Consider the following 25,299-nt stretch of genomic DNA (forward strand, 5'->3'; position numbering starts at 1 on the left):
CCACAAAACCGCCACGCCGCCCATCGGGCGGCGTCGCGTTTTTGTCGAACCGAAAGCCGTCAGGCGGTGAAACTCAGCGTCTTGACCTTGCGGCCGGCGGCCTTGATCGTGCCCTTGGCGCCGTCAAGCGCGCCCTCTTTCAGCTCCAGCGCCAACAGCCGGTGCCGCTCATAGGGGCCAGGCATGGCGAGCGATCCCGTGCGGTCGGCCGAGAAGCCGAACCGCCCGTAGTAAGGCGCATCGCCGACAAGCAGGATCGCACCATGCCCGAGCCGCGCCGCTTCGGCGATCGCGTGGAGCATCAGCGCCGAGCCGATGCCGCCGCTCTTCATCGTCGGCTCGACCGCCAGCGGGCCGAGCAGGAGCGCCGCCGGACCGCCTTCGCCGAGCCGCACGTCCCACAGCCGGACCGTGCCGACGACCGCGCCCGACGGATCGCGCGCGGCAAAGGCCAGGCCTTCCGACGGCCGGCGACCGCGCCGCAGCTTCTCGGACGACTTCTTCCTGCGCTTCGGCCCCATGGCGCGGTCGAGCAGCGCCTCGCGCGCCTCAATGTCTCCGGCGCTTTCGGCAAGGATGACGAAGGCCGGCGCCTGCGCGGCCCCCTCATCCGGCGCGCCGCGCGAGCCAGCCTGTGCCCGATGGGCAAGGGAGGGCGCCAGCACTGCCGTCGAGCTCTTCTCCCCCGCTGAGAAAAGCTCACTCGACGGTCCGGACGAGGGGGCAATTTCGGCGGCCGCAACGGCCGATTTGATCAGGTATTCCATTTCCGCGATCCTTCACGAGCGGAGATCTGTTCCACAAGCGAGCCTGAGCGAATGACGGGCATCCGCCCAGGCTGATCTGATCGGTCCTTGCGAACCGGTCAGATTACGTAGGATCGGAGAGGCTCGAAGCCGTTGAAGGCGACCGCCGAGTAGGTGGTCGTGTAAGCGCCCGTGCCTTCGATCAGCACCTCGTCGCCGATGGTGAGCGACAGGGGCAGCGGATAAGGCGTCTTCTCGTAGAGCACGTCGGCCGAATCGCAGGTCGGGCCGGCGAGCACGCAAGGCGCGGTCTCGCCGCCATCACGCGGCGTGACGATCGGATAGCGGATCGCCTCGTCCATGGTCTCGGCCAGGCCGCCGAACTTGCCGATGTCGAGGAACACCCAGCGCACATTGTCGTTGTCGGCCTTCTTCGAGATCAGCACCACTTCCGACTTGATGACGCCGGCATTGCCGACCATGCCGCGGCCCGGCTCGATGATCGTCTCGGGCAGCGCGTTGCCGAAATGCTTGCGCAGCGCCGAGAAGATCGCCTGGCCATAGGCCTGCGCCGCCGGTACGTCCTTCAGGTAACGGGTCGGGAAGCCGCCGCCCATGTTGACCATCTTCAAGACGATGCCTTCCTCGGCGAGCGTCGCGAACACCTTCTTGGCATCGCCCAGCGCGCGATCCCACGCCGTGAGATCGGTCTGCTGCGAGCCGACATGGAACGACACGCCATAGGCGTCGAGGCCGAGCCCCTTGGCATGGCGCAGCACGTCGACGGCCATCGCCGGCACGCAGCCGAACTTGCGCGACAGCGGCCATTCGGCGCCCTCGCCGTCGGTGAGCACGCGGCAGAACACGCGCGAGCCTGGGGCGGCACGGGCGATCTTCTCGACCTCCTCGACGCAGTCCACGGCGTAGAGGCGGATGCCGAGCTGGTAGGCGCGCTGGATGTCACGCTCCTTCTTGATGGTGTTGCCGAAGGAAATGCGGTCCGCCGGCGCGCCGGCATCCATCGCCATCTCGACTTCGGCAACCGATGCGGTGTCGAAGGACGAGCCCATCGCAGCAAGGAGGCGCAGGATTTCCGGCGCCGGGTTTGCTTTCACCGCATAGTAGATCTTGGAATCGGGCAACGCCTTCTCGAAGGCGCGGAAATTGTCGCGCACGACATCGAGGTCGACGACGAGGCAGGGGCCGTTCGGACGTCGGGTGGCGAGAAAGTCGAGGATGCGCTGGGTGGCCATCGAGGTTTCTCCATCTGCGCCTTTCGGCGCGCACAAAGGCTGCGGGACGCGGGCGCTCAGCCTCGCGAACTCGCGGTGGACAAAGGCGGGACGGAAAATCCATGGAACCAGCCGGTGGAGACCCCGGAACCACGAATCGCCGTCTCGCGGCGATGAACCTGGCCTTGCCCGGCCACGGTTCGCTTTGTCTGCCTTGGCTTGGATGGAAACCATCCGCACTGCCGGCAATGAAGGTGTGCCTCTTCAGTAACCCCGGTCTTTGGACGACCGGCAGACACCAGAAAGGCCCGCACCGTCGTTGCTTCAAGGTGTCCTCGGTCTGGCGGTTGGCCACTAGACCGACTGGAGGGGTTGGCTCCAGTTACCTTACCGGTTGCCCTCACCATTCGAGGATCGGCGGACACCCACAGGCACGTGCGACTTTGGGCAAGCGCGATATAAGAGCGAAGGGTTTCACAATCAATAAAAATCGTAGGCGCCGGTTGTAAAAATTCCGGCGTCGAACAATGTTTGTGGACCGTATCCGGAAATCGAACGATGCCAGGCACCCACGGCCCTCTCAACGCCTTCCTCGATCTGCCCCAAATCCCTGTGGCCAATGCGGAATCAGGTCCGCTTGCCGGCCTGCGCCTGGCGGTCAAGGACATTTACGACGTCGCCGGCTACCGCACCGGCTGCGGCAACCCGCGCAAGTTCGAGGAGGCCCATGCCGCCGCTCGGACGGCCGAGGCCGTGCAGATGATTCTCGATGCCGGCGCGCGCTTCGTCGGCAAGACGCAGACCGACGAGCTTGCCTTCTCGCTGTTTGGCCAGAATTCGCATTTCGCCTTTCCGGTGAACCCGGCCGCACCGGACCGCGTGACCGGGGGCTCCTCCTCGGGATCGGCATCCGCGGTTGCAGGAGGCCTTGCCGACATCGCCATCGGTTCCGACACCGGCGGCTCGATCCGCGCGCCTGCGAGCTTCTGCGGCCTGATCGGGCTGCGCACCAGCCACGGCCGCATCTCGCTCGACGGCGCGATGAAGCTCGCGCCGAGCTTCGACACTTTCGGCTGGTTCGCCGGCGACATCGAGACCTACGAGACGGTCGGCAATCTTCTGCTCGGGCGCGATCAACACCAGCATACGCTCAGCCGCCCGCTGTCGCTCCGCTGGTTCGATGCTTTCGTTGCCGGCCCGGCCGAAGCTGCCGAATACGCGCGGATGAAGGCATTGGCTGCTGGCGTGGTCGGCGAGCCGACCGAGACAGAATACGCCTTCGCCTCGTCGCCGGATGACCTCTACTGGTGCTTTCGCCGGCTGCAGGCCTACGAGGCCTGGCAGGTGCATGGCGGCTGGATATCCAAAGGCAATCACGGCCTTGGCCCGGGCATCGACCAGCGTTTCGGCTTCGGCCGCACGATCGAGGCCGGCACGGTTGCCGCCGAGGCGGCACGCCGGCTGGCTTTCCGTTCCGAGCTCGTCGCCCTGCTCGGCGACGACGGCTTTCTCGTCCTGCCGACCGTTCCGGGCGCAGCGCCGCTGAAGACCAGCACGCCGGAACAGTTCCAGGGCTATCGCGAAAGGGCGTTGCATCTGTTGTGCCTGGCCGGCCTGTCGGGCTTCCCGCAGATCACCCTGCCCTTGGGAAGTGTCGACGGCGGCCCCTTCGGCCTGTCGCTGCTCGGCCCTTCCGGCAGCGACGTCGCTTTGATACGGCTCGGCCGCAGGATTCTCGACGCGGCACGAAAGGTCTGACCATGGATACACTGACCCGCATGCGCGCCTTCATCGACGTGGTCGAGGCCGAGGGCTTTTCGGCCGCGGCGCGCAAGATCGGCCGCTCGAAGGCGCTGCTGTCGAAATATGTGCGCGAGCTGGAGGACGAACTCGGCGCGCTGCTGTTGAACCGCACCACGCGGCAGTTTTCGCTGACCGAAGCGGGGCACACCTATTATCAGCGCGCCTCCGAAATCGTGCGCGAGGTCGACAGCCTGGCGGATGCCGTGCGCGAATCCTCCGGCGACGTGCGCGGCCGCATCAAGCTTTCGGCGGCGCGCACCTTCGCCGACGCGCCGATCGGCCAATCCTTGATCGACTTCGCCAAGCAGCACCCCGACATCGTGCTCGACATCCATCTGGACGACCGCTTCGTCGACCTGGTCGAGGAAGGCTTCGATGTCGCCGTGCGCATTTCGCGGCTGGAGAACTCGTCGCTGATCGCCCGGCGCCTGGGACCGTTTTCGATCAGGCTTTGCGCGTCGCCGGAGCTGCTCGCAAAGCATGGCACCCCGACGCGTCCGCAGGACCTCTCCAACATGCCCTGCATCGTCGACACCAATGGCCGCTCTTTAGCCAACTGGCGCTTCAAGGGCGATGGCGAGGATTCGGTCAGCGTCACCGTGTCGGGTCCGATAGAGGTGAACAGCCCGATGGCGGCGAGAGCAGCCGCCGTGTCGGGCCTGGGCTTCGCCATCCTGCCGGATTTCATCGCCGCGCCCGACGTGACGAGCGGCCGGCTGGTGACGGTGCTCGACGACCGCATTCTCTCCGGCAGCGGCATCTTTGCCGTCTACCCGCATCGCCGCTATTTGCCCGCCAAGGTCCGCGTCTTCGTCGATTTCCTGGTGCACTGGTTCAGGACGCGCGACGGCGCGTGATGCATGTCACCAAGAACATGCCACCAAGAAGTAGCGGTCCTGGGATAGCGGCGGGCATCAAAATCAGCCGAAGGCGCGTCCCAATTTCGCCCCCTTTCTGATAACTCTCGAGGTCCACTCCCGAAGTTGATGGAATCGCAGCCCGGAATGCACTTGAAACGGCAAGCAACCATGCTGGCTTCGGCCGCAGCAGTGACATTTGCCGGGATCGAGCCGGCCGAGGTGCATCCGCATGTCTTCGCCGAAGCCCGCCTCGACGTCATCCTGAGCGAGGATCACCAAAGTGTGAAAGCGTTGCGCCATCTGTGGCGTTTCGACGATCTTTTTTCGAGTACGGTGATGATGGAGTTCGACAAGAACTCCGATCTGAAGCTTGACGACAAAGAACTCAAGGAAGTGGCCGACACCGTCCATTCCTCGCTGGCCGAGTTCAACTATTTCCAGCTGGTCACGCAGGACGGCAAGGACGTGGCCATGGTCCCGCCGCCGCATCTGATGGCCAATTTCGACAACGACCAGCTGATTATCCTGTTCGAATCCGAACCGAAGATGCCGATCAAGCTCGCCGGCAAGATCGACATCGGCGTTTACGATCCGACCTTTTACACGGCGATCGACTTCACCGACGACGCCAATCTCACCGTCGAGGGCCTGCCCTCGAACTGCACCAAGAAGGTGATCCGGCCTGACCCGGATGAAGCGATCAAGGAAAACCAGAAGACCCTGACGGACGCGTTCTTCAACGATCCGACGGGCACCGACATGAGCAAGATCTTCGCCACCAAGCTCGAACTGAACTGTCCGCCAGAAGGATAACCGGTGATGAAACCATCGCTGCGCTTGGCGCTCGGCCTAGCAGCCGCCACCCTGGTGATCACGCATCTGCCCGGCCTCGCCCATGCTCAGAGCTCGCTCGGCATCGGCACCAATGACGGCATGGCCCCCGCCACTTCCGGTCCGTTTGCTCACATCCTGATGTGGATCAACGTCCGCCAGCAGGAATTCTACCATTCGCTGGCAGCGGCGATGAAGGCGATGCGCCAGGATGGCAGCAAGCTCTGGCTGTTGGTCGGCCTCTCCTTCGCCTATGGCATATTCCATGCCGCCGGACCCGGCCACGGCAAGGCGGTGATCTCGTCCTACATGGTCGCCAACGAGGTGGCACTGAAGCGTGGCATCGTGCTCTCCTTCGTCTCGGCGCTTCTGCAGGGCCTCACCGCGGTCGTCGTCATGATGCTTGCCTATTTCGTCCTGCGCGGCACCGCGGTGTCGATGACCGATGCGGCATGGTTCCTGGAAATCTCGAGCTTTGTGCTGGTCACCCTGTTCGGCGGCTGGCTGCTCTGGCGCAAGGCGGGACCCGCCGTCCTTCGCCTGTTCGGCGCCGGTCCTGCCTACAGCCTGTCGGCTGCCCATGCCGGCCATTCGCATGGCGGACACTCGCATGCCCACGCGCATTCCCACGTGGCGCATTCGCATGCCCACGATCGCAGCGCGCATGACCACCATCATCACCATGCCGACCATGACCACGGGCATCATCACGACCACGGTCCAGGCGAAGTCTGCGAGACCTGCGGCCATTCGCATGCTCCCGACCCGGCACTGCTTTCGGGCGACCGTTTCGACTGGCGCACGGCCTGGTCGGCGGTGGCCGCCGTCGGCATCCGCCCCTGCTCCGGCGCGCTGATCGTGCTGAGCTTCGCGCTGCTCAATGGACTTTGGCTCGGCGGCCTGCTGTCGGTACTGGCCATGTCGATCGGCACCGCGATCACGGTGTCGGCGCTGGCGACGCTCGCGGTGACGGCCAAGAACTGGGCGGTCTATTTCGCCGGCGACGGACGCCTCGGCAACCGCATCCATTCGATCGTCGAGATCGGTGGCGCGGCCTTCATCTTCCTGGTCGGTCTGTTGCTTCTGTCGGCCAGCCTGACAAGTGGCGCCTGAAGCCGCCCGAGTCGGTTCAGGAAATCCTTCCGCCCAGCTCGTCCTCGATATGGGCGAGGATGATCTCGTCGAAATTCTTCTCGGCGACAAAACCCAAGTCCCTCGCCCGCCGCACCTCGAAGCGCGTCGGCCAGCCCTTGACGATCGCCCAGATCGTTTCGTCGGGCTGCTCGCGGATCCGTTTCGCCACATCGGCGCCGGCAATACGCTCCAGCGCCTCGATCTGCTCGCCGACAGTGACGGCAACACCCGGCATGGTGAGGTTGCGGCGCGGCCCGACCTTATTGCCGTCGATCTCCGCCGCGTGGATCAGGAAATTGACCGCGGAGCGCGGACTGGCATGGGTGTGCAGCACCGAGCGCGGCACCGGCAGGATCGCCTCCTGGCCGCTGAGCGGCTCGCGGATGATGCCGGAGAAGAAGCTCGAGGCCGCCTTGTTCGGCTTGCCAGGCCGCACGCAGATGGTGGGCAGCCGGATGCCGATGCCGTCGAAGAAGCCGCGGCGCGAGTAGTCGGCAAGCAGTGCCTCGCTGATCAGCTTCTGTGTGCCGTAGGAGGTCAGCGGCGTCGGGTGGAACTCGTCCGGAATGACGTCCGGAAACGGTGCGCCAAAGACGGCGATCGACGAGGTGAAGACGAGGCGCGGCGCAAATGCCGCCAGCCGCACGGCGTCGAACAAGGCGCGTGTGCCGTCGAGATTGACGCGGTAGCCGAGATCGAAATTGGCTTCCGCCTCGCCCGAGACGATACCGGCGAGATGGAAGATCACATCCGGGCGGGAAGCGACGAGCGTAGCCGTCGCGCCGGGTTCGGAAAGGTCGCCGGTATGGATCGAGACCTCGACGCCCGCGAGCACCGGCGCCTGTGGCGGTACGATGTCGTGCAGATCGAGCGCCGTGATTTTGCGCCCGCGCAGGGCGCCGTCCTTGGCCAGCCGCGCGATCAGCTTGCGGCCCACCATGCCGGCAGCACCAGTAATCAGAATTCTCATCTTTAGAGACCCTTCTTGCGCTGGCTGCGTCCGCGCAGCCACAGGACGACGAACAGTGCGACCATGAAGATCGCCGCGATGACAGCCGCCAGGACGGTCGAGACCTTGCCGACGGCCAACATGATGGTCGGCAGGAAATAGGCGGCGAGGCCGAACAAAAGCAGTATCCAGGCCGCGGCGATGGCCGCGTCGCGCGTCTCGCGATCCATCAGCAGGCGTTCCTTGGCTCAATGCCGTTGAAGTTCATCTTCAGCACGCATCAGTGATAATGACGGCGATCGCGAGGCGCGTCATGCGCATGATCGTGATCATGGTGATGGTCGTGCTCGTCATGGCTGTCGGCACAGTGCCCGAACTCGGGCTCGACCGTTGCATGGTCGATGCCGTGCTTCCTGGCGAGCCGCTTCTTGATGGCGCTCACCGCCATATGCGGATCGACGCCGTCATCCAGGCAGGCATGCAACGTCGCCATGTTGCTGGTGCCGTCGAGCGACCAGACATGCATGTGGTGCACCTCGCGCACACCCTTGACGGCAGCTTCCAGATCCCTGGCGATCAGGTCGCGGTCGAGGCTTGCCGGAACGCCTTCGAGCAGCACATGCGCGGCCTCGCGCATCAGTGACCACGCCGTCGACAGGATCAGCAGCGACACCAGCACGGAAAGGATCGGGTCGATCGGCGTCCAGCCTGTCGCCAGGATGATGACGGCAGCGACGATGGCCGCGGCAGAGCCCAGCAGGTCGCCCAGCACATGCAGGATGGCGCCGCGCATGTTGAGACTCTCGCGGTCGCCGCCATGCAGCACGAAGAACGAGGCGATGTTGACCAGCAGGCCTGCGACCGCCACCACCAGCATTGGCCCGCCCAGCACCGGCGCCGGATGCATTAGCCGCCCCCAGGCTTCGTAGACGATCCACAGCGCTATGGCGAAGATGGCGATGCCGTTGGTGTAGGCGACCAGCGTCTTCACGCGCGCAAAGCCGTAGGTGAGACGGCCGGTGGCAGGGCGTCCGGCGAGATGGAAGGCGTACCAGGCGAGGCCGAGCGCAATCGAATCGGCGAGCATGTGGCCGGCATCCGCAAGCAGCGCCAGTGAGCCGGTGAGCAGGCCGCCGAGCGCCTCCGCGACCATGAAGCCGCCGGTCAGGCAGGCCGCGATCAGCACGCGCTTCTTGTCGGTCGAGCCATGCAGGCCCGCGCCGTGGCTGTGTCCATGCGCGGCGTGATTGTGCGCCATCCTGGCAACTCCTATTTACCGACCGTGATCTTTGTCCGACGACCGGATCTTGGTCTACGCGCCAAACTCGGCGCGGAAATCCTCGAGCCGCCGCCTCTGCCGGCCATCGTCATCGAAATTCGCCGGATCGAGCCAGGCCTCATAGGCCTTGCGCAAGGCCGGCCACTCCTTGTCGATGATCGAATACCACGCCGTATCGCGGTTTTCGCCTTTTACCACAAGATGCTGGCGGAAAATGCCCTCGAACTTGAAGCCGAAGCGCTCCGCCGCGCGTTTCGACGGTTCGTTGCGGTTGTTGCATTTCCATTCGTAGCGGCGATAGCCGAGCTCGTCGAAAGCGTATTTCGTGAACAGGAACTGCGCTTCGGTCGCATGCGGCCTGCGCGCGATCAGCGGCCCCCAATAGATGTTGCCGATCTCGACGACGCCGTTGGCCGCATCGACGCGCATCAGCGTCTGGCGCCCGGCGACCTTGCCGCTCGCCTTGTCGATGACGGCGAAGAACAGCGGGTCTTCGCTCGCCTCGGCCTTGTCCAGCCATGGCTGGAACGCGGCGCGGGTTTCCGGCGGATAGTCCGGCAGCCAGGCGAAGCGGCTACCGGCATCCGGTACCGACGATGCCTCGTAAAGCCCGTCGCCATGCTTTGCCGCGCTCAGCGGCTCGAGCCGGACATAGCGGCCTTCGAGCGTCCTGCGTTCGGGACGCGGGCGTGGCTGCCAACTTTTCAGATTTTCCGACACCGAAAGCTCCAATCCGTTTGACTTTTCCTGGCGGACGCTCACAAAAACGCTCGCTGACAGAAAGAACCACAGGGACGGGAAAAATGCTCCACACGATCGCGGCCTTCGACCGTCTCGGCGAGGAAAATGCCTTCGCGGTGCTCGCGCGGGCCACCGCGCTCGCCCATCAGGGCCGCGACATCATCAACCTCGGTATCGGCCAGCCCGACTTCAAGACGCCGCAGCACATCGTCGAGGCGGCGATCAAGGCGCTGCGCGACGGTCATCATGGCTACACGCCGGCCAACGGGCTGCTGGCCACGCGCGAGGCGGTGGTGCGCCGCACGCTGACCACCACCGGCGTCGAGGTCTCGCCCGAAAACGTGATGATCCTGCCCGGCGGCAAGCCGACCATGTTCGCCGCGATCCTGATGTTCGGTGAGCCGGGCGCGGAAATCCTCTACCCCGATCCCGGCTTTCCCATCTACCGCTCGATGATCGAATTCACCGGCGCAACGCCCGTTCCCGTGCCGATCCGCGAGGAGAACGGGTTTGCCTTCTCGGCCGACGAGACGCTGGCGCTGATCACGCCCAGGACCAGGCTGCTGATCCTCAACTCGCCGGCCAACCCGACCGGCGGCGTCACCCCGCGGGCCGAGATCGAGAGGCTGGTCAAGGGACTGGAGAAGCACCCTGAGGTCGCGATCCTCTCCGACGAGATCTACGACGTCATGACCTATGACGGCGAAAAGCATTGTTCGCTGCTCAATTTCCCGGAAATCCGCGACCGGCTGATCGTGCTCAACGGCTGGTCGAAGACCTGGGCGATGACCGGCTGGCGCATGGGCTGGTCGATCTGGCCGAACGGCGAGAAGGGCACTTACCTCTACGACAAGGTGCGCAAGCTGGCGGTCAACTGCTGGTCCTGTGTCAACGCGCCGAGCCAGTATGCCGGTATCGCGGCGATAGACGGCCCGCAGGACGACGTCGAAAAGATGATGCGCGCCTTCGACAACCGCAGGAAGATCGTGGTCGAGGGCCTGAACGCGCTTCCCGGCATTTCCTGCATCACGCCGAAAGGCGCCTTCTATGCTTTCCCCAACGTGTCGAAGACCGGCTGGAAGGCGAAGAAGCTTGCCTCGGCGTTGCTGGAGGATGCCGGCGTCGCGCTGATCGGCGGCCCCGATTTCGGCGTGCTCGGCGAAGGCTATGTCCGGCTCTCCTACGCCAATTCCGAGGAGAACATCCTGCGCGCGCTGGAGCGGATCGAGGCGTTCCTGAAGAAATAGAGCTCAATTTCCTTACCCGCGCCCGACGAACGGCATCTTCGTCGCCATCACGGTCATGAACAGCACGTTGGCGTCGAGCGGCAGGCTCGCCATGTGGAGGACCGCGTCGGCAACGTGCTGGACGTCCATCACCGCTTCGGCGGCGATGGAGCCGTTGGCCTGGGGCACGCCGACGGTCATCGGCTGCGCCATCTCGGTCAGCGCATTGCCGATGTCGATCTGGCCGCAGGCGATGTCGTAGGACCGCCCGTCGAGCGCCAGCGTCTTGGTCAGGCCGGTGATGGCGTGCTTTGTCGCCGTGTAGGGCACCGAACCTGGGCGCGGCGCATAGGCCGACACCGAGCCGTTGTTGATGATGCGGCCGCCCATCGGCTTCTGCCGGCGCATGGCACCGAAGGCGGCGCGGGCGCACAGGAACGATCCGGTGAGATTGACGCCCACGACATCGTTCCAGACCTCGACCGGGATCTCGTCGATCAGCGTCGACTTGTAGCCCATGCCGGCATTGTTGAAGAGCAGGTCGACGCGACCGAAGGCCTCCACCACGGTTTCGAACATGTCGTCGACCTGGTCGGCCTTGCTGATGTCGCACGCTACTGCCAACGCCTTGGCGCTCGTCTTCCCGGCCTCGGCGATCGCCTCCTCGAGCAGCGTCTTGCGGCGGCCGCAGAACACGGTGTTCCAGCCGGCCTTGAGCAGCGCCGTGGCGACGCTCTTGCCGATGCCGGTGCCGGCTCCGGTAACGATGGCGGTTTTCTCTTGCATGGCGGTCATCGGCGCGCTCCCCGTCATTGCTGGAACGGGACGAGGCATCGCAAATGATGGAGACTGTGGCAAGCAGCTCTTGCCACAAAAAGGGCGGTCATTGGCGACCGCCCTGATCTGAACCGCGCTTGGGAGGAGGAAAAGCCGGTCCGACTGCTTAGAATGATGCGCTTGCTGGGTTAACGAAAGATTAACGGTCAACAAGATGCCGCAAGCGCGTTTACCACGCGATTCGCTACTGCGGATCGGATGCGGCTCCGGCCGGCACTTTTGCCGCTGCGACAGTCGCCTCGACATGATCGACCAGCGCGTCCGGCAGGCCGAGGCGGCCGGCGAGCAGGTCGAGATAACCGCGCTCGGTGCGGGTGTCGGGATCGATGGTAAGACGCGAGGCGGTGTAGAGCTCGAGCTTCTGCGCATCGGTCTTGGCGCCGGCGATCAGCGCGTCGAGGTCGAGCGGCCGTTCAAGTTCTTCCATCAGGAACTTTTCCGCTTCCGTGCCGATGCCGGCAAGCTTGAGCCTGTCGGCGATCTTCTGCCGCTCCTCGTCATCGACATGGCCGTCCGCCTTGGCGGCCGAGATCATCGCCCGCACCAGCGTCAGCGTGAATTCGGCCTCGCCCTGCGGCGCTTGAGAGGGATGGAAGGCGGTGTCCTTGGGCGGCGGCAGCAACTCCGGCTCGCCAGACACGGGTTCCTGCGCCGGTGCATTTCCGGCCTTGTAGTTCTGGTAGGCCTTGTAGGCGAGGCCGCCGATCGCCGCCAGGCCGCCGAGCTTGATGGCGGCTCCGGTCACCTGCCGTCCGGCGCCCGTGCCGAGCAGCACGGCGGCCAGCGCGCCGGCGGCGAGCGGGTTGTCCTTCGCCATCTGTACCGCTTTACCCGCCTTGTCACGAACGGTCGATCCCGTGCCAGGAATTTGCGAGCCGAGCAGGTCGTCGAGCAGCTTCTTGGGGTCGAGCATCAATGCCTCCAGAATTGGCCCGGCCGAATGCGCCCGGGCGGGGTTTCGGACCGGCAAGACGTAGGCCCCGCGCGTTGACATTACAATGACGGGCGGCTGTTTTATGGAGCCGGCGCGCCCTAGCTTCCGATGTGGCGCCGGCCGCCGCGCGCTTGCGCCAGTTCCACCTGGCGGTGCCGCTCTGCGTAACGGGCACGATCCTCGTCCGAGCGCGCATCGAAGCAGTGCGGGCATGAAACGCCGACCGTGTATTTCGGCGACAGCCGGTCCTCGGCTGTCAGCGGATGCCGACAGGCGCGGCAGAGCTCGGCATCGCCTTCGGCCAAACCATGCGAGACCGAAACCCGCTCGTCGAAGACGAAACACTCGCCCTGCCACAGGCTCTCTTCGGCCGGCACGTCCTCGAGGTATTTCAGGATGCCGCCCTTGAGATGGAAGACATCTTGGAAACCCAGCGACTTCACATAGGCAGTCGCCTTCTCGCAGCGTATGCCGCCAGTGCAGAACATCGCCACCTTGCGGCCTTCGAGTTCCTCGCGGTGCTCCTCGACCCAGGCCGGAAATTCGCGAAAGCTGGCGGTTTTAGGATCGACGGCGCCTTTGAAAGTACCGATCGACACCTCGTAAGCGTTGCGAGTGTCGATGACAACTGTGTCGGCATCCGAGATCAGCGCATTCCAGTCGGCCGGCGCGACATAGGTGCCGGCGCTGGTCGCCGGATCGAGATCATCGACGCCCATGGTGACGATCTCGCGCTTCAGCCGCACCTTCATGCGATGGAACGGCATCTCGGCAGCGCTGCTGCATTTGACTTCCAGCCCGGCAAGCCCTTCAATCGCCTGGAGATGATCGATCAGCGCGGCGATCGCCTCCTCGCCGCCGGCGACGGTGCCGTTGATGCCTTCATGCGCCAAAAGCAGCGTGCCCTTGATGCCGTGTCCGCGACAGAAGGCGGCGAGCGGCACGCGCAAGGCCTCGAAGCCGTCGAGCCGGGCAAACTTGTAGAGCGCTGCGACGCGGACCGGCTGACTTTTTGTGCTCGTTGTCATGGCCATGCCACTAGACCGTGCTGAAAGCGGTTTCAAGGCAGAGGCACCGGGCGGTCCGCCGCGTGACATCGCGACACGCCCGCCTTCGTGGACTTCCAATACCCCTTCTGCTAATCGGTTGAAATCGATCGCAACGGAGAGACAAGCCAATGACCAGCAAGACCGAAAAGCTCCTGTCGCTCCTCAACGGCCAGCCGGTCATCCCCGTGCTCAAGATCGCCAACGTGGCCGACGCCGCGCCGCTTGCCCGCGCTCTGTCGCGCGGCGGCCTGAGGGCAATCGAGATCACGTTGCGCACCGCAGACGCGCTGGAGGCGATCCGTCGCGTCGCGGCCGAGGTCGAGGACGCCGTTGTCGGCGCCGGCACCATCCTCGATGCGAAGCAATTCGACGAGGCGGCCGCCGCCGGTTCGAAATTCATCGTCAGTCCCGGCATCACCAGCCAGCTTCTGGACGCGGCGAAAGACAGCCCGGTGCCGCTGCTGCCGGGCGCCATCACGCCGGGCGAAATCATGGCCGCGCGCGAGGCCGGCCTGCGCTTCCTAAAGTTCTTCCCGGCCGAGCAGTCGGGCGGCATCGCCTCGCTGAAGGCCTTCGCCTCGCCGCTCGCCGACGTGAAGTTCTGCCCGACCGGCGGCATAACGGCCAAGAACGCCGCCGACTATCTCAGCCTGCCCAACGTCATTTGCGTCGGCGGCTCGTGGGTGGCTCCGGACGATTTGATCAAGGCGGGAAAGTGGGACGAGATCGAAGCGCTCGCGCGTGAGGCAAGCAAGCTCGCCAAATAGTTCGCCCCAAAATCACCAGGGCAGCGAACCGTTCTCGTCGAAATAGCCGCCGGTCGGTCCGCCCGCGTCGAGCGTCGCCAGGCGCACGACGATCTCGGCCGCCTGCTGCACCGTGCGGTGACCTTTGTGCCCGTTGAGGTCCGTCGCGGTGTAGCCGGGAGCGGCGGCATTGACCATGATGCCGCGCGGCGCAAGCTCTCGGGCGAAAGCGACCGTAATGGCATTGAGCGCCGTTTTCGAGCTGCCATAGCCCATGACATTTGGCGACTGGCTTTCGCCAACTCCGGTACCGACCGCGCGTGCGATCGAGCCGAGATAGCTGCTCAGCATGACGATGCGGGCGCCGGGCGCCGCCAGAAGCAGCGGCAGGAACGCCTGGGTGACGCGGACCGGACCGAATACGTTGACGTCATAGATAGCCTTGATGTCCGCGATGGTCTCCCGGCTCGGCGGCCGTTCGTAGCGGCCGTCGGGGCCGAGCGCATCGACATATCCGGTGGCCACGCCGGCATTGTTGACCAGCACGTCGAGGCTGGATGTTCGCTCAGCCAGGGTCCTGGCCGCGGCCGCCACGCTCTCGTCGCTGGTGACGTCGAGCTCGAGCCGCTCGACGTCGAACCCGTCGCCGCGCAATGTTTCGGCCGCGGCCTCGCCGCGCCTCGAATCCCGAGCACCGAGCCAGACCTTGAACCCCAGCGCCGCCAGCCGCCGGGCGGTCTCGAGGCCGATTCCCTTGTTGGCGCCGGTCACCAGCACATTCTTTCGTTTCGTCATGTCCAATGTCTCCTGTGCAGAGGTCTGGAAATGGCGCGAAACGGGGAACTTCGCGCGCCGAAATCTCTCTTGCTCTTGCCCAATCCTCTCAAGTGCGCGCTTGCGCGTCACAGGTGTGCTTACGCCTCACCTCGTTGCGCGGATGGTGCGGATCGGCAATGCTGAGCCGATGAACGAAGCGCTGCAGGAATTGATCGCAATCGCCGGCCGCCACGCGCGTGGACGGCGGACGAGGACGGCCGTGCCTCGCGTCACGATCGGCCGCAGCGAAGCTCCGACGCCGCCGCTGCCAGAGCTTTGTCAGCCGACGGCCTTGTTCGTTCTGCAAGGTACGAAATCGATGCTGATCGGCGATCGCACGCTTCGCTACGGCGCCGGCAGCTGTTTCGTCTATGCGGTCGAGACGCCAGCTACCAGCCAGTTGATCGAGGCGAGCACCGCCCATCCTTACATGGCCATCGCCTTCAGCCTCAATATCGAAGTGATCGCCACATTGCTCATCGACCACAAGCTGGCGGCCGGCGGCGACAGCTTCGCGACCTATCCGCCGATGACGAGCTGCTCGACGCCTGGCGCCGGATGCTGCGGCTGCTCGACAGGCCGGACGAGATCCCCGTGCTCGCGCCCATGCTCGAGCGGGAGATAGCGTTTCGGCTGCTGCAAGGTCCGCAAGGCGCAAAGCTGCGCCAGCTTGCGCGCGCCGACGGACGCTTGTCGCAGATTCGCCGCGCCACCCAATGGATACGCGCGCACTACAACGAGCCGATCGATGTGACGGAGTTGGCCGCGCTCGCCCATATGAGCAACGCCGCGTTCCACCGCCACTTCAAGGCAGCGACGGCGATGAGCCCGATCCAATATCAGAAGCAGGTCCGCCTGCTGGAGGCCCGCCACCTGCTGATCGCACAGCCTGGCAACGCAGCGCGTGTCGCCTTTGCCGTCGGCTACGAAAGCGCTTCCCAGTTCAGCCGGGAATATGCACGCCAGTTCGGCATGCCCCCGGCGCGCGATGCCGCGCGGCTTCTGGCAAGGGGCGAGGCGCCTGCGCTGGAAGTTGACTGAACCCGCCCAGGCGGGACACCGGCGGTGAGGGCAGGCAGCATAAAAAGCGAAAGCCGCGCTGGTGTCCAACGCGGCTTTTGCGATCCTGGCAGGCTCGCTATTTCGTCTGGAAGCGGGCGACCGAAAGGAACTTCACCGCGTTGCCGGTGAACCGGCTGGCATCCGGCGTCTGGGGGTCTGTCTGGAAGCCGGCCGTGTAGACCTCGCTCGGCGGCGTATGCACGATGTTATAGGCATAGCGCGGCGCCGTCGTCGGATCGGAAACGGTGGCTATGTTCTCACCACTGCCCAGCGCCCAGCGCGCTGCCTGCGGCGGCGTCGCCACCACCATCGCCTTCGGCCCCGGCCGCAGGTCGTTGGCGGAAGGCCTGGCCTCCTTGCGCGTCGTCTTCACGCCGCCGCCGATCGCCTGCGCCGGATCGGTGCCGGCCGGACGGGCTGCGATGGCTTGACGCGGCGAAGCCGCATCGAGGCCCGACGGATCGTTGAACGCCGAGCGCGGCGCCGGCGCCGTCAGTGAAGCGACCTCATATTCGGCGCCGCTCGCGCCGGCCACATTGGTTGCGCTGGCCTGTTCGAGCACAGCCTTGATCTCATCCGGCTTGCTTGTGTCGGGCCGCGCGGTCGGCAGTACCGAGAAGGCATCGGTCGCGTTCTTGTCCTGCGAGGCCGTTTCCGCCAGCGCCAAGAGCACGTTCTTGTCCTTGGGCGTGAGCTCGGCCGGTGTCGAGCGGTCGGGACGCCAAGTCGGCAGCGGGATGTTGTTGACCGCCACCTGCGCGGGATCGGCCGCGGCCTGTGCCGCGCCGGCGGCCATGCCGAACGGCACATTGACCGGAGCATGCGCCGTCGCCACCGCCTGCTCGGTCGTGGCCGAGGCGTCCGCCACGGCGAACGGCACGTTTTCAGGCGTCTGCTGGCCGACATCGACCTTCGGCCGCGGCGCGAAAGCAGGGACCGGAATCTCCTTCGGCGGCAGCGCGGCGATGATCGTTTCAGGCGTGTCCTGCTGCGGCTGCTGCGAATCGTCGGTGCTGTCATCCGCGATCTGCGGGATGTCGGCGCGCTTGGCGTTCTGAGGCGAGACGATGGCGATGCCGGGCAGGTTGCTTCTCTTGGCCGTCGCCACCTGCTTCACGGCCTTCGGCTGCGGCGCGGGCTCGGCGCTGGCGACGTCGGCGCTGTCGTCGGCCTCGTCCTCGCCACCACCAAAGAGGGCAGCAAGCAGACCACCCGAATGCTTGGTCGAGCCGCCTGCGCTGGCCAGTTCGATGTTGGGGGTACCGGCACCCGTGCGTGCCTTGTAGGCGGCCAAGGCCTGCTCATAGCCCGGCAGCGGCCGGCCGTCGCTCGGCACATGCAGCGTCTTGCCGTTCGGGAACAGGCTGACCAGTTCCTGGCGGCTGATGCCCGGCCAGTGGCGGACATTGCCGACATCCAAATGGACGAACGGCGAGCCGGACCTCGGATAGTAGCCGACGCCGCCGCCTTGCATCTTGAGGCCGATATTGCGCAGCTTCTTCAGCGGCACGCCGGGAATGTAGAAATCCATGGCCTTGCCGAGCATGTGCTGGCTTTTTTCGGCGACGCCGCGGCTGCGGCTGCGTAGCATCGAGTTCGTGGCCGGAGAGCGGTAACCGCAGACGACTTGGATATAGTCGGTCGCGCCGCTCTCGCGGTACGCTTCCCACACCAGGTCGAGCAGCCGAGGATCCATCTTGGTCGGCTCGTTGCGGCGCCAATCGCGCAGGATAATGTTGATCTTGCGCAGGCCTTCAGGATCGTAGCGGCCATTGCGCTTGTAGACGATCTCGGCCTTTTCGTGCGTATGCAGGTGATAGAGCTTCAGCGAACGGATTTCGGCCTTCGCGCCGGAGACCGCTGCCGAGAGGAACCCGACGGCCAAAATCACAAACGTCAGCCACCTCGGCCAGACGCTCATGTGAAAATGCCGCCCGTTTGTGTGTCGTTCGACTTGGTTCAAATCAAAAGGCCTTGCAGGCTGCCGTTTGTCCCCGGATTTGCCCAAACGGATGCGTGGTTCTCACATCCGAATATCGATCCTAATGGTTAATCATCGCTTATTGAAGCCAAAATGCGGTAACACAGTGGCGATATCCCGTCAAAAATGATGCACTGTATTTCGTGGTAAATCGCTGGTTTAGATCGAGAATTCGGCGTGAACCGAAACACGATCTGTTACCGTTCGCCTTAATGTGTGATCGCCAGCAGGCAAGCCACTGAAAAACAGCGCCTTCCGATCAAAAAGCGACAATTTGACTCGGATCTTAGGAAGGCAAGCTGGAGTGGCGCTTGCGTCTCAGGACGCAAGCCGGTCGAGACGACCCGCCTCGGGGTCAATGCCATATTCCTTCAACTTGCGGTAGAGCGTGGAGCGTCCGATGCCGAGGCGGCGCGCCACCTCGCTCATCTGGCCGTTATAGTGGTCGATCGCAAGCTTGATCATCTCGAGCTCGACATCGGCCAGCGCCCGCACATTGCCGCGCTCGTCCAAGGCTCTCAGTGTGCCGAAGCGGGGCTGCGGCCGCGCCGGGGCGTCGCTCTCGGGAAATGCAGCCCCTGCCCCGTTGGAAACGGCGGCCGGCTGCGTCTCGGCCGCGACCGCGGCAGTGGCCAGCGCCGGTTCGGCATTCAGGTTCACCGTGCCTTCGACCTGCGCGCGGATTTGCGGGAATTCCTCTTCGGTCAGCAATTCGCCTTCAGCGAGCACGGACGCCCTGAACACCGCATTTTCGAGCTGCCGGATGTTGCCCGGCCAGTCGTAGGCCTGCAGCATTGCCAGCGCCTTGGCCGATACGCCGGTGGGGCGATGGCGCGGATCAGCCGGCGCCACCTTTTCCATGAAATGCCTGACCAGATAGGGAATATCGTCGCGCCGGTCGCGCAACGGCGGCACGAAGATCGGATAGACGTTCAGACGGTAGAACAGGTCCTCGCGGAACTTGCCGTCCTTGACCTGCTGGAGCAGGTTGCGGTGCGTCGCCGAGATCAGCCTGATGTCGACCTTGACGGTCGTCCGGCCGCCGACCGGATCGACCTCGCCCTCCTGGACGGCGCGCAGAAGCTTGACCTGCACGTCGAGGGGCAGGTCGCCGATCTCGTCCAGGAACAGTGTGCCCGAATGCGCTTCGACGAATTTGCCGGTGTGCTTGTCGGTGGCCCCGGTGAAGGAGCCCTTCTCGTGCCCGAACAGGATCGATTCGACGAGATTGTCCGGGATGGCGCCGCAATTGACTGTGACGAAGGGTTTCGAGCGGCGGTCGCCGCTGCCCTGGATGGCGCGCGCCACCAGTTCCTTGCCAACGCCGGACTCGCCCTCGATGAGGATCGGGATGTTGGATGCCGCAGCCTTCTGCCCGAGACGGATCACCCGGTCCATCGCCGGGCTGCGCGTGATCAGATCCTTGAAAGTGAGATGACCGCCGCGCCGCCGCGACGTGCGCTTCATCTCGTCCTCGACCGCCTCGACCTTCAAGGCATTGGAAATCGATGTCTGCAGCCGGTCGGGCGAGGCCGGCTTGACGACGAAATCGAAGGCGCCGTGGCGCATGGCCGAGACGACGGTTTCTATGCCGCCCTGCGCGGTCTGCACGATGACCGGCAGGTTGATGGCGCGTTCGCGCATCGCCTTCAGCACGCCGATGCCGTCGAGGCCGGGCATGACCAGGTCGAGGATGACGACCGACACATCGCGCGCGTTCGGTCCGTCGAGCACGTCGAGCCCCGCCTCGCCGCCCTCCGTGACGATGGCGCTGTGGCCGAATTTCGTCACCGCCGCCTCGAGCAGCCTGCGCTGCACGGGATCGTCATCGACTATGAGTATGGAACCTGTCATGACTGTGTTGGTTGCCCGGCCTTGAGAAATCCCCATGGATCATCTTGGCACAGGGTTCTAAATAAGGTTTCAAAAAACCCGGTGAACGAATTCCTTAGGATTTGACCGGCTTCTCCTTTCCCTTTGATTTTGGTCCCTTGATTCAAAGAAGGTATTGTTGATGCGCATGATGTTTGGTCGGCGGCTTTCGGCGCCAGCGTCCGGCCAGGGCGCGGCGGAGCTTGGCGATCTGCCGGAATGGAATCTCGCCGATCTCTATTCCGGCATGGAGGCGCCGGAGCTGAAGCGCGACATCGCCCGGGCGGCAAGCGACGCCATCGCCTTCGAGGGCCGCTGGAAGGGCACTTTGGCCGCCGAGGCCGAACGCGGCGCCGCCGGCCGGCTCGGCGACGCACTGAAGACCTACGAGGCGCTGGAGGAACTGATCGGCCGTATCGTCTCCTATGCCGGGCTGGTCTATGCCGGCAACACCGCCGATCCGCAGCGCGCCAAGCTCTACGGCGACGTCCAGGAGAAGATGACCGATGCCAGCGCGCACCTGCTGTTCTTCGCGCTGGAGCTCAACCTGATCGACGACGCGGTGATCGAAAGCGCGCTTGCGGCCGACGCGGCCTTCGCCCACTACCGGCCCTGGGTGCTCGACCTCCGGAAGGACAAACCCTACCAGCTCGAGGACCGGGTCGAGCAGTTGTTCCATGAAAAGTCGGTCACCGGGCGCGGCGCCTGGAACCGCCTGTTCGACGAGACCATGACCGACCTGCGCTTCGATGTCGACGGCGAGGAGCTGACGCTGGAGCCGGCGTTGAACCGGTTGCAGGACTCCGATGGCGAAGTGCGCCGCCGCGCCTCCGAGGCGCTCGCCGCGACCTTCCGCAAGAACCTGCGGACCTTCACGCTCATCACCAACACTTTAGCCAAGGACAAGGAGATCTCCGACCGCTGGCGCGGCTTCGAGGACATCGCCGATTCACGCCATCTCGCCAACCGCGTCGAGCGCGGCGTGGTCGATGCGCTCGCGGCCGCCGTGCGCGAGGCCTATCCGCGTCTTTCGCACCGCTACTATGCGATGAAGGCGCGCTGGCTCGGCATGGAAGTGATGAACCACTGGGACCGCAACGCGCCGCTGCCCGAGACACCGCAAGCGGTGATCCGCTGGGACAACGCCAAGGACACGGTGCTGTCGGCCTATCAGCGCTTCTCGCCGGAGATGGCGGAGATCGCGCGGACCTTCTTCGACCGCAAATGGATCGACGCGCCGGTCAGGCCCGGCAAGTCGCCCGGCGCCTTCGCCCATCCGACGGTGCCGTCGGCGCACCCTTACGTGCTGCTCAACTACATGGGCAAGCCGCGCGATGTGATGACGCTGGCGCATGAGCTTGGCCACGGCGTGCACCAGGTGCTGGCCGCTGGCCAGGGCGCGCTGATGGCCTCGACGCCGCTGACGCTGGCCGAGACCGCCTCCGTCTTCGGTGAGATGCTGACTTTCCGCTCGCTGCTCGACCAGACCGCCGACAAGCGCGAACGTAAGGCAATGCTCGCCCAGAAGGTCGAGGACATGATCAATACCGTCGTGCGCCAGATCGCCTTCTACGAGTTCGAGCGCAAGGTGCATGCCGAGCGCCGCAACGGCGAGCTGACCTCGGACAGGCTGGGCCAGTTCTGGCTGGAAGTTCAGGCCGAAAGCCTGGGGCCGGCAATCAGGCTGCGCGATGGCTACGAAGTCTTTTGGACCTACATCCCGCACTTCATCCACTCGCCCTTCTACGTCTATGCCTACGCCTTCGGCGACTGCCTGGTGAACTCGCTCTATGCCGTCTACCAGAATGCGGAGCGCGGCTTTCAGGAGAAGTATTTCGAGATGCTGCGCGCCGGCGGTACCAAGCATCACTCGGAGCTTCTGGCACCCTTCGGCCTCGACGCCACCGATCCTGCCTTCTGGCAGATCGGCCTTGGCGTGATCAGCACGCTGATCGACGAGCTGGAAGCGCTCGACAAATGACGGGCGTTCGCCCGGCGGCATAATCCATAGTATTTTAGCTAAATTTAATATTAGGAGCAGCTTATTCTTTTCTAAATAGCTGTTCTTCAATAACTCCGCCGCATTTTTCAATTAGTTTTCAGCGAGGCATATGATAGCGTCCCGCCTCAAGCTCAGCCGGACGCATCGCCAAGGGCAGAGACGGCCCCTCGCGGCGCTTCGGCGAATGCGATGATGCCGTCGGCCATGGCGGAGGAGAGCCGACAGCTCTTTTGAAGCGGCTGTTCCGCCGAACGCGGAACGATTGACGATCGTCGCGGCAAGCTCGCCATTTCGGGCCGCGGCCGACAGATCGGACCGGAGAGGGAAATGAGCACTTTCTTCTACATGCTCCTGGCATTCGTTGTGGGTGTCCTGGTTGGCTGGTTCATCTGGGGCCGCCTGCGCGGCGAGCTCGACAGTCTGCGCGGCGATCTCGATCGCGCAAGGAGCGAGCGCGACCGGTTTCGCGCCGACACGGACCGCCTGAGCGGCGAGCTCGACACCTGTGGCCGCGCCCGCGCCGATCTCGAGCGCCAGCTGCGCGGGACACCCGCCAAAGCCGGCGCCGACAAGGCCGACGCGCCCGCGCCGACGGCGCTGATGTCGTCGACACCGGCCGCGGCCAAATCGACGCCCGCGAAATCGTCCGCGGCAAAATCGGCCTCGACCAAGACCGTGCCGGCCAAGAAACCGGCGGCGGCCAAGACGGCGACCGCGCCGAAGGCAAGCGCGGCGCCAAGGAAAGCCGCACCGGCTCCGAAGAAAGCCGTCGCGCCGACGGCGCCCAACGGCAAGGCGGATAATCTGCGCCGCCTGATCGGCATTGGTCCGGTCAACGAAAAGCTGCTCAAGGATCAGGGCGTCACCACCTACGCCCAGATCGCCGCGTGGACCGAGGCCGACGTGAAGCGCGTCGAGGAGGTTCTCAATTTCGATGGTCGCATCGAGCGCGAGAAATGGATCGAGCAGGCGAAATTACTGGCTGCGGGTGACGAGGCCGAATTCGCCCGTCGCTTCCCGACGGCAGGCACCGCCAGCAACAGCTGAACATCTCGCCGGTATGGCAAATGCCGGAGGTAGGCCGGAGACGTCCATCACTTCGTCATCCTATGGCGTAGCAAGGAGCGAAGCGACGCAGCGCGGACCATAGGATCCATTCCGTTACCTAAAAGCGCTGCGGCGGTGCAGAAAAGTCTTCGTTCTGCACGGCCTTTACCCTTCGCGCGAGGTCACGGAATGGATTCTCGGGTCTCCGCGTCCGCTTCGCTTCCGCTCCGCCCGTGGATGACGAAGTTCTGGTGTCTCCGCCAATCCTTGCAAAATCAGTTACCGAAAACGCCTTTGCGCCGCCCGACGCCGTTCCCTCGATTGCACCCCGCCCAGCCCCCATATAGAGCGTTCGACTGAATGGACCGTATCCGAGGCTTATGTCCCTGCCTTCCGCAATCTTCCGCAATGACGAGGCCGGCCGCCAGCTCGTCTTCGACAGGCCGCTCGAGATCATCATCGCGCGAACCGCGGCCGAATTCGCGCCGGCGCTCGAAGCAGCGCAGGCGGCCTCCGACGCCGGCAAATGGCTGGCCGGCTATTTCTCCTACGAGGCCGGCTACCTGCTTGAGCCGAAGCTGGTGCCGCTGCTGCCGGAGGGCCGCCGCGCGCCACTGATCTGTCTCGGCGTCTTCGACGTGCCGCTCGAACAGGCCGTGCCGAAAGGCAACGGGCTAGCGACCAACGGCCCGATTTTCGACGCCAGGACGGGATGGTCGGCCGAGGACTATGCCCTCCGCTTCGCTCGCCTCCACGACCATATCCGCAAGGGTGATTGCTACCAGGGCAACCTGACCTTCCCGGTCCATGCGCAATGGTCCGGCGATCCGCTCGCCGCCTTCGAGGCGCTGACCGGGCGCCAGCCGGTGAAATACGGCGCGCTGGTCTCGCTCGGCGATCCGATCGTGTTGTCGCGCTCGCCGGAGCTCTTCTTCGAGATCGATGACGAGGGTATGATCGAGACGCACCCGATGAAGGGCACGGCGCCGCGCGGCGCGACCAGGGCCGAGGATGAGCGGCTGAAGGCGTTCCTGCGCACCGACGAGAAGAACCAGGCCGAGAACCGGATGATCGTCGACCTGCTGCGCAACGACATCTCGCTGATCAGCGAGATCGGCACGCTGGAGGTGCCGGAGCTGTTCCGCATCGAGACCTATCCGACCGTCCACCAGATGGTGAGCCGGGTACGCGCAAGATTGCTGCCGGATGTCGGCATTCGCCAGATTTTCGCCGCGCTCTTTCCCTGCGGCTCGATCACCGGCGCGCCAAAAATCCGCGCCATGGAGATATTGCACGACCTGGAAGGCGTGCCGCGCGACGTCTATTGCGGTGCCATCGGCTGGGTCGCGCCCGGCGGCACGATGCGGTTCTCGGTGGCGATCCGCACCATCTCGCTCTTTGCCGATGGCGAGGCCGTCTACAATGTCGGCGGCGGCGTCGTCTTCGATTCGACCGCCGATGAGGAGTATCGGGAGTGTCTTCTGAAAGCGCGCTTCGCGACGGGAACCGTGCCGACTTCGAACTGATCGAGACCATGCGCTGGGAGCCTGGCTCGGGGTTCCTGCGCTTCGAGCGGCATCTAGGGCGGCTTTACGCTTCGGCGGCGGAGCTTGGCTTTGCCTGCCACCCGCAACGGGTCGGCGAGGCGCTGACGGGAGCGGTCGGCGGGCAGCAGATCGCATTGCGCACCCGCCTCGTCCTGCAGCGCAATGGCGAGGCGACGGCATCGGCGCAGCCTTACGAACCGCTCGCTGCGGACAGGGTCTGGCGGCTGCAGCTGGCGCGGGTCTGCCTCGATTCCGGCAACATGCTGCTGCGCCACAAGACCAGCCTGCGACAGGTCTACACGCACGCACGTGCCGAATATCTCATCACGCAAGCCGACGAGGTGCTGCTTGCCAACGAGCGCGGCGAGCTCTGCGAAGGCACGATCACCAATCTCTTCGCCGACTTCGGTGACGGCGTGCTCGCGACGCCTCGGCTCGACTGCGGCCTGCTTCCTGGAGTATTGCGCGGCGAGCTTCTGGACGAAGGCCGCGCCGCGGAAGCGATCTACACCTTTGATGATCTGAAGTCCGCGAAGGCGATCTTCGTCGGCAATTCGCTGCGCGGGCTGATCCCGGCGCAACTCGCCTGACACTGGAGCCGCCAG

At 64.9% G+C, this 25,299-nt stretch carries 24 protein-coding genes; 12 read left to right on the forward strand and 12 right to left on the reverse strand.

Annotated features, from left to right (window positions below):
• Nucleotides 1–59: 59 nt before the first annotated feature.
• On the reverse strand, nt 60–767 hold the full coding sequence (locus P9236_RS10345) for an N-acetyltransferase (protein WP_278074516.1): 708 nt from the start codon (nt 765–767) through the stop codon (nt 60–62).
• Nucleotides 768–865: 98 nt separating this feature from the next.
• On the reverse strand, nt 866–1,999 hold the full coding sequence (gene odc2, locus P9236_RS10350) for an ornithine/lysine decarboxylase (RefSeq protein WP_278074517.1): 1,134 nt from the start codon (nt 1,997–1,999) through the stop codon (nt 866–868).
• A 537-nt stretch (nt 2,000–2,536) separates the two neighbouring features.
• Here odc2 and P9236_RS10355 point away from each other — a divergent pair.
• From P9236_RS10355 to P9236_RS10370, 4 genes are all read left to right on the forward strand, one after another.
• The gene (locus tag P9236_RS10355) at nt 2,537–3,736 is read left to right on the forward strand and encodes an amidase (RefSeq protein ID WP_278074518.1); all 1,200 of its coding nucleotides are present in this window, start codon (nt 2,537–2,539) and stop codon (nt 3,734–3,736) included.
• Nucleotides 3,737–3,738: 2 nt separating this feature from the next.
• Nucleotides 3,739–4,638 (forward strand): LysR family transcriptional regulator, encoded by a 900-nt coding sequence (locus tag P9236_RS10360; RefSeq protein ID WP_278074519.1) that lies wholly within the window; start codon nt 3,739–3,741, stop codon nt 4,636–4,638.
• A 147-nt stretch (nt 4,639–4,785) separates the two neighbouring features.
• Nucleotides 4,786–5,454 carry a DUF1007 family protein gene (locus tag P9236_RS10365; protein WP_278074520.1) on the forward strand — a complete coding sequence of 223 codons (669 nt, stop codon included), beginning with the start codon at nt 4,786–4,788 and terminating at the stop codon, nt 5,452–5,454.
• Nucleotides 5,455–5,460: 6 nt separating this feature from the next.
• Nucleotides 5,461–6,585: a nickel/cobalt transporter gene (locus P9236_RS10370; protein ID WP_278074521.1), complete on the forward strand. Its 1,125-nt coding sequence runs from the start codon at nt 5,461–5,463 to the stop codon at nt 6,583–6,585.
• Nucleotides 6,586–6,601: 16 nt separating this feature from the next.
• Here P9236_RS10370 and denD read toward each other — a convergent pair whose 3' ends face one another.
• From denD to P9236_RS10390, 4 genes are read right to left on the reverse strand one after another with little or no spacing between them, the layout of a single operon-like run.
• Nucleotides 6,602–7,576, reverse strand: coding sequence for a D-erythronate dehydrogenase (gene denD / locus P9236_RS10375; protein WP_278074522.1), 975 nt, complete (start codon nt 7,574–7,576; stop codon nt 6,602–6,604).
• A gap of 2 nt (nt 7,577–7,578) precedes the next feature.
• A complete protein-coding gene (locus P9236_RS10380) occupies nt 7,579–7,785 on the reverse strand; it encodes a hypothetical protein (RefSeq protein WP_278074523.1) in 207 nt (68 codons plus the stop codon).
• A gap of 50 nt (nt 7,786–7,835) precedes the next feature.
• Nucleotides 7,836–8,813: a cation diffusion facilitator family transporter gene (locus P9236_RS10385; RefSeq protein ID WP_278074524.1), complete on the reverse strand. Its 978-nt coding sequence runs from the start codon at nt 8,811–8,813 to the stop codon at nt 7,836–7,838.
• 54 nt (nt 8,814–8,867) lie between these two features.
• Nucleotides 8,868–9,554: a GNAT family protein gene (locus P9236_RS10390; protein ID WP_278074525.1), complete on the reverse strand. Its 687-nt coding sequence runs from the start codon at nt 9,552–9,554 to the stop codon at nt 8,868–8,870.
• 83 nt (nt 9,555–9,637) lie between these two features.
• On the opposite strand from P9236_RS10390, the gene P9236_RS10395 reads away from it, so the two are divergent.
• The gene (locus tag P9236_RS10395) at nt 9,638–10,822 is read left to right on the forward strand and encodes a pyridoxal phosphate-dependent aminotransferase (protein WP_278074526.1); all 1,185 of its coding nucleotides are present in this window, start codon (nt 9,638–9,640) and stop codon (nt 10,820–10,822) included.
• Nucleotides 10,823–10,834: 12 nt separating this feature from the next.
• On the opposite strand, the gene P9236_RS10400 is transcribed toward P9236_RS10395, so the two are convergent.
• The 3 genes from P9236_RS10400 to P9236_RS10410 form a co-directional block, all read right to left on the reverse strand.
• On the reverse strand, nt 10,835–11,596 hold the full coding sequence (locus P9236_RS10400; RefSeq protein ID WP_278074527.1) for an SDR family oxidoreductase: 762 nt from the start codon (nt 11,594–11,596) through the stop codon (nt 10,835–10,837).
• A gap of 226 nt (nt 11,597–11,822) precedes the next feature.
• Entirely contained in the window at nt 11,823–12,551 is a 729-nt protein-coding gene (locus tag P9236_RS10405; RefSeq protein ID WP_278074528.1) for a tellurite resistance TerB family protein, read from the reverse strand.
• Nucleotides 12,552–12,670: 119 nt separating this feature from the next.
• On the reverse strand, nt 12,671–13,600 hold the full coding sequence (locus P9236_RS10410; RefSeq protein WP_278074529.1) for a rhodanese-related sulfurtransferase: 930 nt from the start codon (nt 13,598–13,600) through the stop codon (nt 12,671–12,673).
• Between the two features lie 149 nt (nt 13,601–13,749).
• Here P9236_RS10410 and P9236_RS10415 point away from each other — a divergent pair, with 149 nt between their 5' ends.
• Nucleotides 13,750–14,388: a 2-dehydro-3-deoxy-phosphogluconate aldolase gene (locus P9236_RS10415; RefSeq protein ID WP_278074530.1), complete on the forward strand. Its 639-nt coding sequence runs from the start codon at nt 13,750–13,752 to the stop codon at nt 14,386–14,388.
• A 12-nt stretch (nt 14,389–14,400) separates the two neighbouring features.
• On the opposite strand, the gene P9236_RS10420 is transcribed toward P9236_RS10415, so the two are convergent.
• On the reverse strand, nt 14,401–15,162 hold the full coding sequence (locus P9236_RS10420; protein WP_278074531.1) for an SDR family oxidoreductase: 762 nt from the start codon (nt 15,160–15,162) through the stop codon (nt 14,401–14,403).
• On the opposite strand from P9236_RS10420, the gene P9236_RS10425 reads away from it, so the two are divergent.
• Both P9236_RS10425 and P9236_RS10430 read left to right on the forward strand, forming a co-directional pair.
• Entirely contained in the window at nt 15,125–15,808 is a 684-nt protein-coding gene (locus P9236_RS10425) for an AraC family transcriptional regulator (RefSeq protein ID WP_278074532.1), read from the forward strand. The genes P9236_RS10420 and P9236_RS10425 overlap by 38 nt on opposite strands.
• Entirely contained in the window at nt 15,742–16,224 is a 483-nt protein-coding gene (locus P9236_RS10430; protein WP_278074533.1) for a helix-turn-helix domain-containing protein, read from the forward strand. Before P9236_RS10425 ends, P9236_RS10430 begins: the two co-directional genes overlap by 67 nt.
• A 97-nt stretch (nt 16,225–16,321) precedes the next feature.
• Here P9236_RS10430 and P9236_RS10435 read toward each other — a convergent pair whose 3' ends face one another.
• Both P9236_RS10435 and P9236_RS10440 read right to left on the reverse strand, forming a co-directional pair.
• Nucleotides 16,322–18,166, reverse strand: coding sequence for a DUF882 domain-containing protein (locus tag P9236_RS10435; protein ID WP_278074534.1), 1,845 nt, complete (start codon nt 18,164–18,166; stop codon nt 16,322–16,324).
• Between the two features lie 378 nt (nt 18,167–18,544).
• On the reverse strand, nt 18,545–20,080 hold the full coding sequence (locus P9236_RS10440) for a sigma-54 dependent transcriptional regulator (RefSeq protein WP_278074535.1): 1,536 nt from the start codon (nt 20,078–20,080) through the stop codon (nt 18,545–18,547).
• Nucleotides 20,081–20,240: 160 nt separating this feature from the next.
• Here P9236_RS10440 and P9236_RS10445 point away from each other — a divergent pair, with 160 nt between their 5' ends.
• From P9236_RS10445 to P9236_RS10460, 4 genes are all read left to right on the forward strand, one after another.
• A complete protein-coding gene (locus P9236_RS10445) occupies nt 20,241–22,079 on the forward strand; it encodes a M3 family oligoendopeptidase (RefSeq protein ID WP_278074536.1) in 1,839 nt (612 codons plus the stop codon).
• Between the two features lie 348 nt (nt 22,080–22,427).
• The gene (locus P9236_RS10450; protein ID WP_278074537.1) at nt 22,428–23,147 is read left to right on the forward strand and encodes a proton-conducting membrane transporter; all 720 of its coding nucleotides are present in this window, start codon (nt 22,428–22,430) and stop codon (nt 23,145–23,147) included.
• A 380-nt stretch (nt 23,148–23,527) separates the two neighbouring features.
• Nucleotides 23,528–24,673 carry an aminodeoxychorismate synthase component I gene (locus tag P9236_RS10455; protein ID WP_278074538.1) on the forward strand — a complete coding sequence of 382 codons (1,146 nt, stop codon included), beginning with the start codon at nt 23,528–23,530 and terminating at the stop codon, nt 24,671–24,673.
• Nucleotides 24,622–25,284 carry an aminotransferase class IV family protein gene (locus P9236_RS10460; protein ID WP_278074539.1) on the forward strand — a complete coding sequence of 221 codons (663 nt, stop codon included), beginning with the start codon at nt 24,622–24,624 and terminating at the stop codon, nt 25,282–25,284. The genes P9236_RS10455 and P9236_RS10460 overlap by 52 nt, the downstream gene beginning before the upstream one ends.
• Nucleotides 25,285–25,299: the final 15 nt, after the last annotated feature.

The organism is Mesorhizobium sp. WSM4884 (assembly GCF_029625675.1).
Classification (GTDB): Bacteria; Pseudomonadota; Alphaproteobacteria; order Rhizobiales; family Rhizobiaceae; genus Mesorhizobium.